At 66.6% G+C, this 13,938-nt stretch carries 15 protein-coding genes; 4 read left to right on the top strand and 11 right to left on the bottom strand.

The genetic code is table 11. The annotated features are described in order from the left end of the window. Window positions 1–16 precede the first annotated feature (16 nt). The 4 genes from AB0L82_RS19750 to AB0L82_RS19735 form a co-directional block, all read right to left on the bottom strand. On the bottom strand, window positions 17–1,000 hold the full coding sequence (locus AB0L82_RS19750) for an AraC family transcriptional regulator (RefSeq protein WP_364637762.1): 984 nt from the start codon (window positions 998–1,000) through the stop codon (window positions 17–19). A 29-nt stretch (window positions 1,001–1,029) separates the two neighbouring features. Then, the gene (locus AB0L82_RS19745; RefSeq protein ID WP_364637760.1) at window positions 1,030–1,956 is read right to left on the bottom strand and encodes an NADP-dependent oxidoreductase; all 927 of its coding nucleotides are present in this window, start codon (window positions 1,954–1,956) and stop codon (window positions 1,030–1,032) included. A 121-nt stretch (window positions 1,957–2,077) separates the two neighbouring features. Continuing rightward, a complete protein-coding gene (locus AB0L82_RS19740) occupies window positions 2,078–2,548 on the bottom strand; it encodes a hypothetical protein (protein WP_364637758.1) in 471 nt (156 codons plus the stop codon). Window positions 2,549–2,829: 281 nt separating this feature from the next. Then, window positions 2,830–3,069: a glutaredoxin domain-containing protein gene (locus AB0L82_RS19735; RefSeq protein WP_364637756.1), complete on the bottom strand. Its 240-nt coding sequence runs from the start codon at window positions 3,067–3,069 to the stop codon at window positions 2,830–2,832. Window positions 3,070–3,152: 83 nt separating this feature from the next. On the opposite strand from AB0L82_RS19735, the gene AB0L82_RS19730 reads away from it, so the two are divergent. Next, window positions 3,153–3,362, top strand: a complete 210-nt coding sequence (locus tag AB0L82_RS19730; protein ID WP_364637754.1) for a DUF433 domain-containing protein — start codon at window positions 3,153–3,155, stop codon at window positions 3,360–3,362. Between the two features lie 79 nt (window positions 3,363–3,441). Here AB0L82_RS19730 and dmpG read toward each other — a convergent pair whose 3' ends face one another. From dmpG to AB0L82_RS19715, 3 genes are read right to left on the bottom strand one after another with little or no spacing between them, the layout of a single operon-like run. Next, the gene (gene dmpG, locus AB0L82_RS19725) at window positions 3,442–4,494 is read right to left on the bottom strand and encodes a 4-hydroxy-2-oxovalerate aldolase (protein ID WP_364637752.1); all 1,053 of its coding nucleotides are present in this window, start codon (window positions 4,492–4,494) and stop codon (window positions 3,442–3,444) included. Window positions 4,495–4,508: 14 nt separating this feature from the next. After that, window positions 4,509–5,417, bottom strand: a complete 909-nt coding sequence (locus tag AB0L82_RS19720; RefSeq protein WP_364637750.1) for an acetaldehyde dehydrogenase (acetylating) — start codon at window positions 5,415–5,417, stop codon at window positions 4,509–4,511. Window positions 5,418–5,440: 23 nt separating this feature from the next. Continuing rightward, the gene (locus AB0L82_RS19715; protein ID WP_364637748.1) at window positions 5,441–6,226 is read right to left on the bottom strand and encodes a 2-keto-4-pentenoate hydratase; all 786 of its coding nucleotides are present in this window, start codon (window positions 6,224–6,226) and stop codon (window positions 5,441–5,443) included. A gap of 151 nt (window positions 6,227–6,377) precedes the next feature. Between AB0L82_RS19715 and kstD the strand changes: the two genes are divergently transcribed. Next, window positions 6,378–8,084 carry a 3-oxosteroid 1-dehydrogenase gene (gene kstD / locus AB0L82_RS19710; RefSeq protein WP_364637746.1) on the top strand — a complete coding sequence of 569 codons (1,707 nt, stop codon included), beginning with the start codon at window positions 6,378–6,380 and terminating at the stop codon, window positions 8,082–8,084. 326 nt (window positions 8,085–8,410) lie between these two features. Next, window positions 8,411–9,274 carry a MaoC/PaaZ C-terminal domain-containing protein gene (locus tag AB0L82_RS19705; RefSeq protein ID WP_364637744.1) on the top strand — a complete coding sequence of 288 codons (864 nt, stop codon included), beginning with the start codon at window positions 8,411–8,413 and terminating at the stop codon, window positions 9,272–9,274. 208 nt (window positions 9,275–9,482) lie between these two features. Here the strand turns inward: AB0L82_RS19705 and AB0L82_RS19700 are convergent, their stop codons facing one another. Beyond that, window positions 9,483–10,517: an AraC family transcriptional regulator gene (locus AB0L82_RS19700; RefSeq protein WP_364637742.1), complete on the bottom strand. Its 1,035-nt coding sequence runs from the start codon at window positions 10,515–10,517 to the stop codon at window positions 9,483–9,485. A gap of 184 nt (window positions 10,518–10,701) precedes the next feature. On the opposite strand from AB0L82_RS19700, the gene AB0L82_RS19695 reads away from it, so the two are divergent. Next, the gene (locus tag AB0L82_RS19695; protein WP_364637740.1) at window positions 10,702–11,049 is read left to right on the top strand and encodes a hypothetical protein; all 348 of its coding nucleotides are present in this window, start codon (window positions 10,702–10,704) and stop codon (window positions 11,047–11,049) included. Between the two features lie 33 nt (window positions 11,050–11,082). On the opposite strand, the gene AB0L82_RS19690 is transcribed toward AB0L82_RS19695, so the two are convergent. From AB0L82_RS19690 to AB0L82_RS19680, 3 genes are all read right to left on the bottom strand, one after another. Beyond that, entirely contained in the window at window positions 11,083–11,514 is a 432-nt protein-coding gene (locus tag AB0L82_RS19690) for a hypothetical protein (RefSeq protein ID WP_364637738.1), read from the bottom strand. Next, entirely contained in the window at window positions 11,511–12,785 is a 1,275-nt protein-coding gene (locus AB0L82_RS19685) for a DUF58 domain-containing protein (RefSeq protein ID WP_364637736.1), read from the bottom strand. The genes AB0L82_RS19690 and AB0L82_RS19685 overlap by 4 nt, the downstream gene beginning before the upstream one ends. 182 nt (window positions 12,786–12,967) lie before the next feature. Beyond that, window positions 12,968–13,930, bottom strand: a complete 963-nt coding sequence (locus AB0L82_RS19680; protein WP_364637734.1) for a MoxR family ATPase — start codon at window positions 13,928–13,930, stop codon at window positions 12,968–12,970. Window positions 13,931–13,938: the final 8 nt, after the last annotated feature.

The following is a 13,938-nucleotide window of genomic DNA, read 5'->3' as shown; positions in this document are numbered from 1 at the left end:
TGCACACCTGTGGAATTCAGGCCGCAGTACGTGCTTGACGGCGGTATTGCCCAGGGGCGAGGCCGTATTCGCGCTTGAATGCTTTGCCGAAGGCGAATTCCGAGCTGTAGCCCGCGCGGGCGGCGACGCGATCCATCGGCAGATCGTCCTCGCGGAGCAGGCGGGCGGCGGTGGTGAGCCGCCAGCGGGTCAGATACGCCAGCGGGGGTTCGCCGACCATGGTGTTGAATTTGCGGGCGAACGCGGCGCGGGACAGGCCGGACGCATCGGCCAGCGATTGCACGGTCCAGGCGGCGGCCGGATCGTCGTGCATGGCGGCCAGTGCCGGGGCGACCGCCGGATCACGCAGTGCCGCAGCCCATCCCACCGCTTCCGAGCGCGGCCGCTCTTCCACCCAGGCGCGCAGGATGTACAGCAGCAGCGAATCGATGAGTGCGGGCACGATACCGTGCGAGCCGATCCGCGGATTATCCAGCTCGGCGCGCAAAAGCGTGATGGCGGCGGCCAATTCGGGGTGACGGCCGTCCCGGGCGGGTAGATGGATGAACTCGGGCAGCTGCCGCAGCAGTGGATGCGGGCGCTGCCCGTCCAGGTGATAGTTGCCGCAGAGCAGGCTGGTCGCCGGACCGTCCCCGCCGATCCGCACCGCGCCGATCGGCGGCCGACCGGAGTACTGGTCGGGACGCGATACCGCGGCCGGGGTATCCGGATGGTCGGCGAGCACATGCCCGGAACCGTCCCGCACGAACACCACATCGCCGGTGCCGAGCGCGATCGGTTCGGTGCTGTGCGCGGTGGGGTAGATCCAGCACGAACCGTGCAGCACCACATGGAATCCCGCGCCCGCGGTCTCCGGCAGGGCCAGCCCCCAGGGGGCGCGGCCCTCGGTGCGCACCGAATTCGGCGCACCGGTTCGCATGGAGGCCAGCGCCTCGCTCAGCACATCCATGCCGTTCTCCTTCGGTTCGGAGCCCGATTCCGCGTCGAGCTCCGGTTTCATTATTGGACGACGATAAGTCCGGGGCATCCTCAGTCGACCGTGAGCACGATCTTGCCCACCGTGCGAGCTTCGGCGACGATCTCGTGCGCCTTGCCCACCTCCGCCAGCGGCAGGGTTTCGGCGATGGTCGGGCGCAGCTTGCCCGCGTCGACGAGTTCTGCGATCGCTTCCAGCGCAGCGTAATCCGGCTCCACCGAGACGCCCGCGAAGCGCCGCCCCGCCGCCTTGACCGTCTCGGCCAGCTCGGCGTTCGGGTGCTCGAGAATGCTCACCAGCACCCCGCCCGGCTTCAACACCGTCAGCGATCGCGCGCCATCGGCGACCGAATCGAACACCACATCGACATCGTGCACCGCTTCGGTGAAATCGGTTGTGCGGTAATCGATTACCTCATCCGCGCCGAGCCCGGTTACATATTCGTGCTTCTCGGCACTGGCCAGCGCGATCACATACGCACCGTGTGCCTTGGCGATCTGCACCGCCAGATGTCCGACGCCACCGGCGGCCCGGTGAATCAGCACCCGATCCCCCGCCTTGACGCCCGCCCGATCCACCAACCCCTGCCACGCGGTCAGCGCGGCCAACGGCAGCGCGGCCGCCTCAACATGACTGAGCGACTTGGGCTTACGAGCAACCTGCCGCGAAGGCGTGGCCACATACTCGGCATACCCGGTCGCGGCACGCGGGAAGAACGGCATCCCGTACACCTCGTCACCGACCTCATACCGCGCCCCCGGCCCCGCGGCCTCGACCACCCCCGAAATATCCCACCCCACCCCGAACGGCGGCTGCCCCAACAACGGGAACGCCCCCGACCGCACCGCCACATCCACCGGATTCACCGCACTGGCGCGCACCCGAACCAGCACCTCACCCGACAGCAACTCCGGCTTCGCGACCTCGACCACCTTCAGCACCTCGGGCCCACCGAAGCTCTCCTGAATAACCGCACGCATCGTCTTCTCCTCTACCGCTGGTCTCCGGCCATTCCGGCGAACCGAACGAGGACTACGTTATGCGGATCGAACAAGACGATGAATAGCTGAAAATCTCGACTATTTATCCGCAAGTCTCACCCTAGTCCAGGGAGATCAGCCCCAGCTGAGCCGCCCGCACCCCCACCTGAAAGCGCGTACCGACCTCGAGCCGCACCATCAGATCCGCGACGACGCGCCGATAGGTCCGCAGCGAAACCCCCAATTCCCGAGCCGCCACCTCATCCTTGACCCCATGCGCGAGCGCATCCAGCACCGCCAGCGACCTCTCATCGAAGCTCGGCTGCCCGACGTCCTTGCGGCCCTCCACCCGGGCCGCCGCCTCCCACGTCATGGTCGCGAACTGATGAATGGTCCCGATCAACACCGGATCCCGCACCAGCACCACATACGGATCCACCGCCCCCACCCCGCTCCACAGCACCGCCGCCCGCCGATCGATGATCAGCGCATTGCGAAACCCGGTGCTGGACACCCGAATAACCGGCCCCACCGCCGAATCCGCCAGCAACGGCAACCGATCCCGAGACTCCAGGAAGTCCGGCGAATACAAAACCCGAACCCGCTTCCCAGCCCCCGTCAACTGCCGAACAGCACTGTGCCCCAACACATAATGCCGCTCCCCCCGCAACGACCCCGACACCGCCACCACAGCCTCACTCCGCACCCCGCGCAACAACCGCCGCACGTCCCCACCCAAATCCCCACTGGGCCGAACCCGGACAACCCCCGGCACATTCACACTCTGCTGCCGCATCCCCCCATCATCGGCCCCGAAACACCCGTTGGCCAGCATTGGCACTTTCCTGCCAATGGCCGCTACCAGCCGCGACGCTAATCCGCGAGGGCCGCGGCGAGGTCGGCGTTGGTGGGTTCTATGAGGACTGTGCCGTTGGGGAAAACCACTACCGGGATGTTCTTGCGGCCGTTGGCGAGGGCGATGGCCTTTTCGCGGGCCGTGTCGTCGTGTTCGACGTCTACCTCGGTGAAGGGGATGTGGTTTTCGCGCAGCCAGGTTTTCGCTCGGCGGCAGTCGCCGCACCAGTCGGCTCCGTAGAGGACGATGTCGGTCATGGGTTGACAGTAGAGGACAAGTCATAGGGTGGGATCACCGCAACCACAGAGTTCGGTTAGGGTGCGACCCTAGAATTCGGGGCATGTCCTATCAGGAGCGGATTACCTTCGATCCGGCCGTCTGCGGTGGCAGGGCGGTGATTCGAGGGATGCGCTATCCCGTGGAGCTGGTGCTCGAGCTGCTCGCGGCGGGGGTTTCGGTCGAGGAGATTCTCGGCGATCATCCCGATTTGGAAGCCGATGACGTGTTCGCGGCGCTCGGATACGCGACGCTGGCTGTCGCCGTTCCTTGACTGCGCGGTTGAGCGGTGCGTGACGACGAACTGGGCCGCAACCGAAAGTGGTTGCGGCCCAGTTCGTTATGCCAGCGGATCAGGCGGTGACCGCCGCCTGCTCGCGCTGGAGTTCCAGGGCGATATCGATGAGCTGATCTTCCTGGCCGCCGACCAGCTTGCGCTTGCCCGCGCGCACCAGCATCTCCGCGGCGGAGACGCCGTAGCGCTCGGCCTGACGCTCCGCGTGCCGCAGGAACGAGGAGTAGACGCCCGCGTAACCCATCATCAGGGCCTGGCGGTCCAGCAGGCATTCGCTCGGCATCGCCGGGCGCACAACGTCTTCCGCGGCATCGGTGATGGCGAAGAAGTCGACGCCGGTCTTGACGCCGAGCTTGTCGCAGACGCCGATGAACGCCTCGACGGGCAGGTTGCCCGCGCCCGCGCCGAAGCGGCGAGCCGAACCGTCGATCTGGGTCGCACCCGCGCGCACCGCGTACACCGAGTTGGCGACAGCCAGACCCAGGTTCTCGTGGCCGTGGAAACCGACCTGCGCGTCATCGCCGAGTTCGGCGACCAGCGCGGAGACGCGATCCGAAACCTGTTCCAGCACAAGGGCACCGGCGGAGTCGACGACGTAGACGCACTGGCAGCCCGCATCGGCCATGATGCGCGCCTGCTTGGCGAGCAGCTCCGGGGTGGTGGAGTGCGCCATCATGAGGAAGCCGACGGTCTCGAGACCCAGATCCCGTGCGTAACCGAAGTGCTGGATGGAGACATCCGCTTCGGTGCAGTGGGTGGCGATGCGGCAGATGGACGCACCATTGTCCTGCGAGATCTTGATGTCTTCCTTCACGCCCACGCCGGGCAGCATGAGGAAGGCGATCTTGGCCTGCTTGGCGGTCTCCGCGGCGGCCTTGATCAGTTCCTGCTCAGGGGTTTTGGAGAAACCGTAGTTGAACGAGGAACCGGCGAGGCCGTCGCCGTGGGTGACCTCGATGACCGGCACGCCGGAGGCATCGAGGGCGCCGACGATATCGCGGACCTCGGTGACGGTGAACTGGTGGCGCTTGTGATGCGAGCCGTCGCGGAGCGAGGTGTCCGTGACACGCACATCGAGTTCGCCCGAGAAGGGCTTCAGCACATTGCTCATGGTTGAGTTCTCCCTTACACCCGAGCCGAGAGGATCTGATCGGCCAGCACGTCGCCGACCTTGGTGGCCGCAGCCGTCATGATGTCGAGGTTGCCCGCGTACGGCGGCAGGAAGTCGCCCGCGCCCTCGACCTCGACGAAGATCGAAACCTTCGCCAGGCCACCGGAGACCAGCGAGGGGTCGTCGAACTGCGGGTCGTTGAGCAGGCGATAACCGGGCACGTACTCCTGGATGGACTTCTCCATGCGGAAGATCGACTCGCTGATCGCATCGCGGTCCGCGTCCTCGGGAATCGCGCAGAAGATGGTGTCGCGCATGATCATCGGCGGCTCGGCCGGGTTCAGGATGATGATCGCCTTGCCACGCTCGGCGCCACCGATGCTCACCACGCCGTTGGAGGTGGTCTTGGTGAACTCGTCGATATTCGCGCGGGTGCCGGGACCGGCCGACACCGAGGAGACCGAGGCCACGATCTCGGCATAGGACACCGGAACGACCCGAGAGACCGCGTTGACCATCGGAATCGTCGCCTGGCCACCACAGGTGATCATGTTGACGTTCATGGCGTCGCGCAGCGAATCCAGGTTCACCGGCGGGATGACGGCGGGGCCGACGGCCGCGGGGGTGAGGTCGACCGCGCGAATGCCTGCGGCCTCGTATTTCGGCGCGTACGCGCGGTGCACGTAGGCCGAGGTGGCCTCGAACAGCAAATCGGGCTTCTCATCGAGGGCGAGCAGCCAATCCGCGCCCTCGGGGGAGGTTTCGAGTCCCAGGCCGCGAGCGCGCTTGAGGCCCTCGGACTCCGGGTCGATGCCGACCATCCAGCGCGGCTCGATCTTGTCCGAACGCAGCAGCTTGTACAGCAGATCGGTGCTGATGTTGCCGGACCCGACGATCGCGGCGGTGACTTTGCTTGCGGTCACGGCTTTCTCCTACTTCGGTGAGCTCAGCTGAAAGACAGGTGGACGGAGCCGAGTCCGGTGAACTCGGCGATGAACTCGTCACCCGGACGGGCGTCGATGGCGCGGGTGCAGGACCCCGGCAGGATGATGTCTCCGGCCTTGAGGCGCACGCCGAACTGGGCGACCTTGCGGGCCAGCCATGCCACCGCGATGGTGGGGTCGCCGAGCACGGCATCGGAGCGGCCCTCGGCGATGACCTCGCCATTGCGGGTCAGCACGGCGTCGATTGCCTTGATATCCAACTGATCCGGGGCCACGCGCTGCTTGCCGAGGACGAATCCGGCCGAGGAGGCGTTATCGGCGATGGTGTCGCACAGGCCGATCTTCCAGTCCTTGATGCGGGTATCGATCAACTCGATGGAGGGCGCGTAGGCGACGGTGGCCTTCAGCACGTCTTCCTCGGTGCAGTCCGCGCCGGGCAGATCCGCGCCCAGAATGAAGCCGACCTCGACCTCGACGCGCGGGTACAGGAATTTGGCGGTGTCGACCGGAACGTCTTCGAAGACCTCCATCTCCGCGAGGAGATGTCCGTAGTCGGGTTCGTCCACGCCCATCATCTGCTGCATGGCCTTGGAGGACAGGCCCACCTTGTGGCCCACCACCTTGGCTCCGCCCGCGAACCGCCGACGCATATTGATCAGTTGGATCTCGTAGGCATCGACCACGTCGATGTCGGGATGCCGCGCGACCAGGGGGTCGAGCGCGATACGGTCCCGTTCTGCTACGGCGAGTTCGTCCGCCAGTTCCTTACGAAGCGCGTCGGTCAGCACGCTGTTTCCTTCCGTACAAGGGGCTGGCCGGTGGCCAAGCAGTTACGAGACTAGAAACTGAAACGAGTTTTTGTGAAGTAAATCGCCTCAGCGGTCCCACCTGCCAGACCAACATAGACCAAACCAGGATTGATTCTATAACGTGTTCTACATGACTGATCGGGATTACGACGTGGTGGTGGTCGGCAGCGGTGCCGCCGGTATGACCGCCGCCCTCACCGCCGCACACCGCGGTCTGCGCGTGGTGCTCATCGAGAAAGCCGCGCATTACGGCGGATCCACCGCCCGCTCGGGTGGTGGTGTCTGGATTCCGGGCAATAAGGCGCTCAAGGCTTCGGGACGTCCCGACGACCGCGAGGAAGCCCGCACCTACCTGCGCAGCATCATCGGCGATGTGGTGCCCGCCGACAAGATCGATACCTACATCGACCGCGGCGCGGAGGCTTTCGACTTCGTGCTGGACCACTCCGCACTGAAGATGAAGTGGGTGCCGGGCTACTCCGACTACTACCCGGAGGCACCGGGCGGCAAGGCGGACGGCCGCTCCTGCGAACCCAAACCGCTGAACCTCAAGATCCTCGGCGCCGAACGCTTCAACCTGGAACCGCCCTACTCCAAGGCTCCGCTGAATGTGGTTATCCTGCAGGCGGATTACAAGAAGCTGAACCTGCTGCGCCGCCACCCCATCGGCTTCGCCACGGTGCTGCGCGTCGGAACCCGCTGGGCCTGGGGCAAAGTCACCGGTAAGGCGCTCGTGGGCATGGGCCAGGCGATCATCGCAGGTATGCGCAAGGGCCTGCTGGACGCGAATGTGCCTGTGCTGCTGAACACTCCGCTCACCGGACTGGTCATCGAGAACGGCGTCGTCACCGGCGTCGAGGCCGAGCAGAACGGCGAGACCGTCCGCTTCAACGCCAAATACGGCGTGATCCTGGGCGCGGGCGGCTTCGAGCACAACGCCGATATGCGGCACAAGTACCAGCGTGAACCCATCACCACCGAATGGACCACCGGTGCGGCCGCCAATACCGGCGACGCCATCCGCGCGGGCCTGGATGCCGGTGCGGCCGTTGACTTCATGGAAGACGCCTGGTGGGGTCCCACCACGCTCAAGGGCCAGGGCAAGCCGTGGTTCGCGCTCGCCGAGCGCAATCTGCCGGGATGCATCATCGTCAACGACGAAGGCAAGCGATTCGGTAATGAGTCCGCTCCTTACGTCGAGGCTGTGCACACCATGTACGGCGGCGAATACGGGCAGGGTGATGGTCCGGGCGAGAACGTGCCCTCGTGGCTGGTGTTCGACCAGCGCTACCGGAGTCGCTACATCTTCGCTGGTCTGCAGCCCGGTCAGCGTTTTCCGTCCCGCTGGATGGAAAACGACAACATCGTCGTGGCGCCGACCTTGGCCGAACTCGCCGAGAAGCTGGGCGTGCCCGCCGATAGCCTGACCGCGACCGTGGAGCGCTTCAACGGCTTCGTGGACAGTGGCGTGGACGAGGACTTCGGCCGCGGCAATAGCGCCTATGACCGCTACTACGGCGATCCGACCATCAAGCCGAACCCGTGCCTGAACAAGCTCGAGGTGGGCCCGTTCTACGGTGTCCGCATGTACCCGGGCGATCTCGGCACCAAGGGCGGTCTGGTCACCGATAACGACGGCCGCGTGCTCCGCGAGGACGGCACGGTCATCGACGGCCTCTACGCCGCGGGCAACACCTCCTCCCCCGTCATGGGCCACACCTACGCGGGTCCCGGCGCGACCATCGGACCCGCGATCACCTTCGGCTACCTCGCCGCGCTCGATATCGCCGCCAAGGCGAAGAACGGCGCGGCCGTGACGGCCGACCAGAACTCCTGAACTGTCCCAACCCAGTTCAGGACGGGTTGGGCGCGAGTCGGGTCACGTCGTGCTCGCGCCCAGCCCACCCCCTGCCCGCCGCACCGCCGGAACCCCCTGCCCGGTGGCGCGGCGGGCATCAAAACTCCAAGACCTACGGCCGCCCGGTGGGGATGGGCAGGTGCGATCGCCTTCGGGTGAGCCCGCGCCGAAAGTCCCGGCGAGCGGGCGCGGTGCTTGCTCGCGGGCCGAACGGGCCGCAGGATCGGACCCGATGGGTCCGCGGACGGTCGCGGCAGCATGGCCCTTCGCGGGTGAGCGCCCCACTTATTCACGAGGAGAACTTCATGCCCATCGATCCGAATATCGCGCTCGGCGCGGTGCTGCCGTCCGTCGACTTCAGTTGGACGCCGTCGGATGTGCAGCTGTACAACCTGGCGCTGGGCGCGGGTGCGCGCTGGACGGAACCGGCCGAACTTCGGTACCTGGATGACCGCAATCCGCAGGTTCTGCCCTCTTTCGCAACCGTCGCACCGTTTTTCCACGAAACGGAGCCACCCAAGGTGCAGTTCCCGGGTGTCGACATCGACCTCGCGAAGGTGGTGCACGGCAGCCAGGAGATCGTGGTGCACCGGCCGATTCCGGCGGCGGGCAAGGCGGTTTTCGAGCGCCGGATCAGTGAGATCTGGGATAAGGGCTCGGCCGCGGTGATCTGGCAGGAGCACACCGCCACCAGCTCGGACGGCGAATTGCTGTGGACCGCGCGCTCTTCCATCTTCGCCAAGGGCGAGGGCGGTTTCGGCGGCGATCGCGGACCGTCGGCCAAGGCCGAACTCCCGGACCGCGCACCGGATTTCGATGTGCTGACCCCGACCCTGCCGCAGCAGGCGCTGCTGTACCGCATGTGCGGTGACCGCAATCCGCTGCACTCGGATCCGGAATTCGCCCGTAATGCCGGATTCCCCAACCCGATTCTGCACGGCCTGTGCACGTACGGCCTGGTCCTCAAGGCCGCCACCGATACCGCGCTGGGCTCGAATGCCGCCCGCGTCACCGGATTCCGCGCCCGGTTCGCCGGAGTTCTCTACCCGGGTGAGACGCTGCGCACCCGCATCTGGGAGACCGAGGGCGAACTGCTCATCGCCGCGACCGTGGTGGAGCGCGATGACGCGCCGGTACTGGCCGATGTGGTGCTGACCCACACCGTGTAAATCCCCCGAAACAGCCGGGCCGCTACCGATTTTCGGTCGCGGCCCTTGCTGATTCGGGCCACCGTAAGAATTCCGGGAGATCGGAATATTTCAATCGCCATAGTGCATTCGACGGTCCGGGAGTGCGACCTTCGCCCGATTCGCACCCGTGCGAGCCGTAGCGTTCAGCTGGACCCTGACACAGCGTTCGGCTGGCGCGACGCAGCGTTCAGCTGGCGCGCGACACCCGTCCGCGGTTCTCGCGCGCGAACTGCCCGGGCGACTGCCCCTTCCAGGCGCGGAAGGCCGAGGTGAACGCGGACACGCTGGCGTAGCCGAGCCGAATCGCGGCCTGCTCCACCGTCATTCCGGTGATGAGCAGCTCCTCGGCGAGCAATCCGATGGTCTCGGTGGTCAGTTCGCGGAAGGTGGTGCCCTCATCGGCGAGCCGGCGGCGCAGGGTGCGCACGCTCAGATCGAGTTCCGCCGCGATCCGGGATTGATCGGCGATACCGCCCCGGCTGATGAGCAATTGGCGCACCCGCCCGCTGATGCCGACCCGGCTGCGGCGGCGCTGCATGAGATCGGCGCACTGCTGTTCGTAGAACCGCGCCGTGGCCGAATTCGCCTGCGGCAGTTGCAGACTCTGAATGTCGGCGGGACCGGTCACCACCGAGCGGGCGGTGTTGAAGGTCACCTCCTCGACCCCCAGCATGGCCCCGAACATCTCGTAGACCGGATGCGGCGGAAAGGCCACCGCGACCCGCGTGATGGGCGGCCGCATGGGCAGCACATCCTGCTGAATCGTCCAGATGGCCGCCACATCGCGTTCCACCGCGAAGCGCCGCACCTCGCGCGGAACACCGCTGTCGTCCCGGACAATTGAGACATCCTGCCCGTCGATGACCAGATGATGCCGGGCGACGGTGAAGGACAGATCCGCGTAGCGCAACGCCAGACCGACCGCGTCACGCACGGTCGGACAGCTCATCAGCGCGAAGCCGAGCACGCCCAAGCTGGGCGGATGGCACAGCAATCCGGCCATCAGACCCATGCCGGGTTCGTCGCCGACCTCGGCCACCACATTGCGCATCAGCGCCAATTCCTGCCCGAGGGTGATCTCGGCGGTGGAGTCGAGCAGATCGCCTTCGCGAATTCCGGTGCCGCGCAACAGCGCAGGCGTGGGTATCCCCCGTCCCGACGCGAATTCGACCAGCAGTGCCGCACTGGTTATGGAACGCAACTGCGCCTGGCCGTCGGTCACAGGAAAATCTTCGCAAACTCTCGGCGTACTTCGGGCCGGAACCGGCCGGTAAGTTGCTGTTATAGGCCGAAATTCGGCTGTTTCTGACCTATGAAGTACTGGAACAAGTAACGCTCGCGGCCTTATGGTGAATATCTAGCGAACTACCCCCGATTCAACCGATAGACATGGAGAAGGTGAACCAATGGCCGGCTGGCAGGTGTTCACAGCCACCCTGGCAATGCTCACGATCATGGCCGTCACGTTCGTGAGCCTGCATCAACCGCATCGTGATCCGGACAGACTGTCGGTGGACCGGATCCGCGAGCGAATCAGCAATGAGCACACCGCATCCGCCGATCCCATCCTGTCCACTTCCGTCTGGTCGCACGGCGCACCCGATCACGAACTCGATGTGACCGAGGCGCACCGCACCATGCAGCAGCACCGCCGCTGCGTGGTCGGCGAGTGCGATCGCAAGGGTGCGGCATTCCGCGCCCTCGTCGACGCCGGGCGCATCAAGCCGACGCGGATGCCGCCGGCCCTGCAGTAACCCGGGTCGGCCCCGCGGTAACTCCGAAAGTCCTCACCCGCCGGAACGTTCGTCCACCAGTCCTCGAATGATCAAGGCGTACAGCAGAATCACCGCGATCGGCGCCACGATCGGAATCCAGGACAAGCCCGCAGGCAATAACGTCGCCGTTCCGGCGGCCACCGTGAAGATCAGGGCGCCCGCCACCGAGGGGATGGTGGTGGGCACCACCCCGATCGGAGCCGACACCGTCGCGGTATTGAGCAGGTAGGTGGTGGCCACCAGGCCGATCGCCCCGGCGACCAGCGCGCCGGTCTCGACGAAGGCGAGTACGGCCAGTGCGGCCAGCACCGCGCCGACCGCGCTCACCCGCCACCGCCAGCCCGCGATCGCGAGCACGACCGTCGGAATGGCCGCCCACGGCAACACCAGGGCGACACCGAGCGCGAGTAGCAGACCGGAGAGCACCGCGAGGAATCTGGTCATCGGCGCACCCGCACGGTCCGGCGCTGCTGGGGCAGCAGGCGCATGATCTGATCCAGGCGCGCGTCCTCGGGCCACGGCACGATATCCACGCCGACCGTGCTCATATCGCGGTACATGGAGGTGCGCTCCAGCTGCCACATGCGCGCCAGCGTGGAATCCAGGCCGTCGGAGAACGGCGGGCCGCGCAGCACGTCCACCACCACCACGACGTGCCCGCGCTTGCGCAGATCGATGAGCGCCAGCGCGAATTGGGTGTCCAGCAGCGTGGAGAAGGCGACCACCACCGCGCCGATCGGCACGCCCGCGTGCGGGGCCAGCGAGCCCTGGGTGGCGATATGTTCATCGCCCACGTCCAGCACGGTGTCGACGATGCGATAGAACTGGCGGCGGCCGATATCCGGGCGCAGCCAGCGCGGCGAACGACCCAGGCAGACAACGGCTGTCCGGTCACCGGCCTGCAGCGCCGACTGCGCCACCTGCGCCGCGCCGCGCACCGAGAGCTCCAGCGAGTCCGAGGCCGGGCCCGGGGCCTGCAGCGAGGTGTCTACCAGCACAACCACATCCGCCGCGCGATTGGTGAAGCGCTCGGTCACGAACAGGCGTCCGCGCCGTGCGCTCACCGCCCAGTTCACCGTGCGCAGCTGATCGCCCGGCGCGTACGCGCGCACATCGGCGAACTCCACGCCCGGACCGTGCCTGCGGGTGAGATGCGTGCCGATCCGCTCGGGAAGTTCGGTGCGCGGCAAGCGCATTCGCTGCGGATCGGTGATCGGGTACACGTATACGTCACCCGCGGGCAGCTGCACCGAGGCCACCGCCAGCCCCGCCGGACTCAACGCCGTCACCCGCACCGGAATCGGATACCGGCCCCAGCGCGGCGCGGACAGCGCGATGCGCATCCCGGCGGGCGCTGCCCCGGAATCGAACGCCTCCTCCACCTGGGTGTCCATCCCGGCCACCCGCTGAGAATGCATGCGCAGCAACGCATGTCCGCTCTCCACGAAGGCGGCCGCGGTCAACACCACTTCCTCGGTCTCGAAACAGCGCAGCACCCCGACCCCGTCCACCTGAATCCTGGTGCGCGACAACTGCAACGGCGCGGTCGCCAGCACCCCGAGCATGGGCGCGGCGAACACCACCAACTGCCACTGCCCCAACACGATCGCCGCCACCAGCGCGGCCACCGACACCACCGCCAGCATGAACACCAACGGCGCGGGCCGCCAGCGCAATTCGGTCGAGGAGGCCGCACTCTCATCGCGATGCTTCACAAGCGCCCCGCAGACCGCTCGGGTCGCCGCGCCGTCTCGATGCCCTCGCGACGCAGCCTCATTCCGGCGCGCTCAGCAGAACTCGCAGGGGCGGGTCCCACCCGGGCGGCAGTGGGACACGCGGTGTGCGGCGGGTTGGGTAATGCGGGGTGGGAGTTCATGTTCGGCCTACGCGATCCCTCTCATGCCTGGTTGGCGCGGGGTACCGGGAGGCGGCGCAGGAGTTCGGCGATGACGTCCTCGCCGCGGATGCGGCGGACCCACATTTCGGGGCGCAGCGTGATGCGGTGCGCCATGGCGGGGATGGCCAGGGCCTTGACGTCCTCGGGTACCACGTAGTCGCGGCCATTGAGAAGGGCTCGGGCGCGGGCCATTTGGACCAGGTCGAGTTCGGCTCGGGGGCTGGCGCCGACCTCGACCTGTGGGTGGCTGCGGGTGGCGGCGGCCAGGGAGACGACGTAGCCGACCACATCGGGGTGCACGGTCACGAACTCCACCGATTGGCGCATTTCCATCAGGCCCTCGGCATCGACCACCTGGCCGATCTGAGCGGGCTGCGAACCGCGCTCCAGCCTGCGGCGGATCATCTGCATCTCATCGGTCTCGGAGAGATAGCCGAGCCGCAATTGCAGTGCGAAGCGGTCCAATTGGGCTTCGGGCAGCGGATAGGTGCCCTCGTACTCGATCGGGTTATCGGTCGCCATGACCACGAAAGGCTGTGGCAGCGGGAAGGTTTCCCCGTCGATCGATACCTGGCCCTCGGCCATCGCCTCCAACAGCGCGGCCTGGGTCTTGGGCGGGGTGCGGTTGATCTCGTCGGCCAGCAGCATATTGGTGAAGACCGGGCCGCGCCGGAAGGTGAACCGGCCCGAATGCATGTCGTAGATGGTGGAGCCGATGAGGTCCGCGGGCAGCAGGTCCGGGGTGAACTGCACGCGGGTGAAGTTCAACCCCAGCGCCGTCGCGAACGAGCGGGCGATGAGCGTTTTGCCCAGACCGGGCAGATCCTCGATGAGGATGTGCCCGCCGGACAGTACGGCGATCATGATCAGCTGCAGTTCATCCCGCTTGCCCACCACCACCCGGGACATCTCCCGCAGCACGGCATCGGTGCGCTTGACGGTCACGTCCATCGGTGAGGTCATATCAGTAC

It is taken from the genome of Nocardia sp. NPDC052001 (genome assembly GCF_040680615.1).
In the GTDB taxonomy this organism is placed as follows: domain Bacteria; phylum Actinomycetota; class Actinomycetes; order Mycobacteriales; family Mycobacteriaceae; genus Nocardia.
The sequence above is the reverse complement of the archived record's forward strand: the minus strand, read 5'-3'. Positions and strand labels throughout refer to the sequence as shown.

Coding starts and splice junctions, on each gene's coding strand:
- kstD (WP_364637746.1), top strand. CDS start 6,378: ATGACTGATCGGGATTACGACGTGGTGGTGGTCGGCAGCGGTGCCGCC.
- AB0L82_RS19690 (WP_364637738.1), bottom strand. CDS start 11,514: ATGACCAGATTCCTCGCGGTGCTCTCCGGTCTGCTACTCGCGCTCGGT.
- AB0L82_RS19735 (WP_364637756.1), bottom strand. CDS start 3,069: ATGACCGACATCGTCCTCTACGGAGCCGACTGGTGCGGCGACTGCCGC.
- AB0L82_RS19695 (WP_364637740.1), top strand. CDS start 10,702: ATGGCCGGCTGGCAGGTGTTCACAGCCACCCTGGCAATGCTCACGATC.
- AB0L82_RS19730 (WP_364637754.1), top strand. CDS start 3,153: ATGTCCTATCAGGAGCGGATTACCTTCGATCCGGCCGTCTGCGGTGGC.
- AB0L82_RS19745 (WP_364637760.1), bottom strand. CDS start 1,956: ATGCGTGCGGTTATTCAGGAGAGCTTCGGTGGGCCCGAGGTGCTGAAG.
- dmpG (WP_364637752.1), bottom strand. CDS start 4,494: ATGAGCAATGTGCTGAAGCCCTTCTCGGGCGAACTCGATGTGCGTGTC.
- AB0L82_RS19705 (WP_364637744.1), top strand. CDS start 8,411: ATGCCCATCGATCCGAATATCGCGCTCGGCGCGGTGCTGCCGTCCGTC.
- AB0L82_RS19680 (WP_364637734.1), bottom strand. CDS start 13,930: ATGACCTCACCGATGGACGTGACCGTCAAGCGCACCGATGCCGTGCTG.
- AB0L82_RS19750 (WP_364637762.1), bottom strand. CDS start 1,000: ATGAAACCGGAGCTCGACGCGGAATCGGGCTCCGAACCGAAGGAGAAC.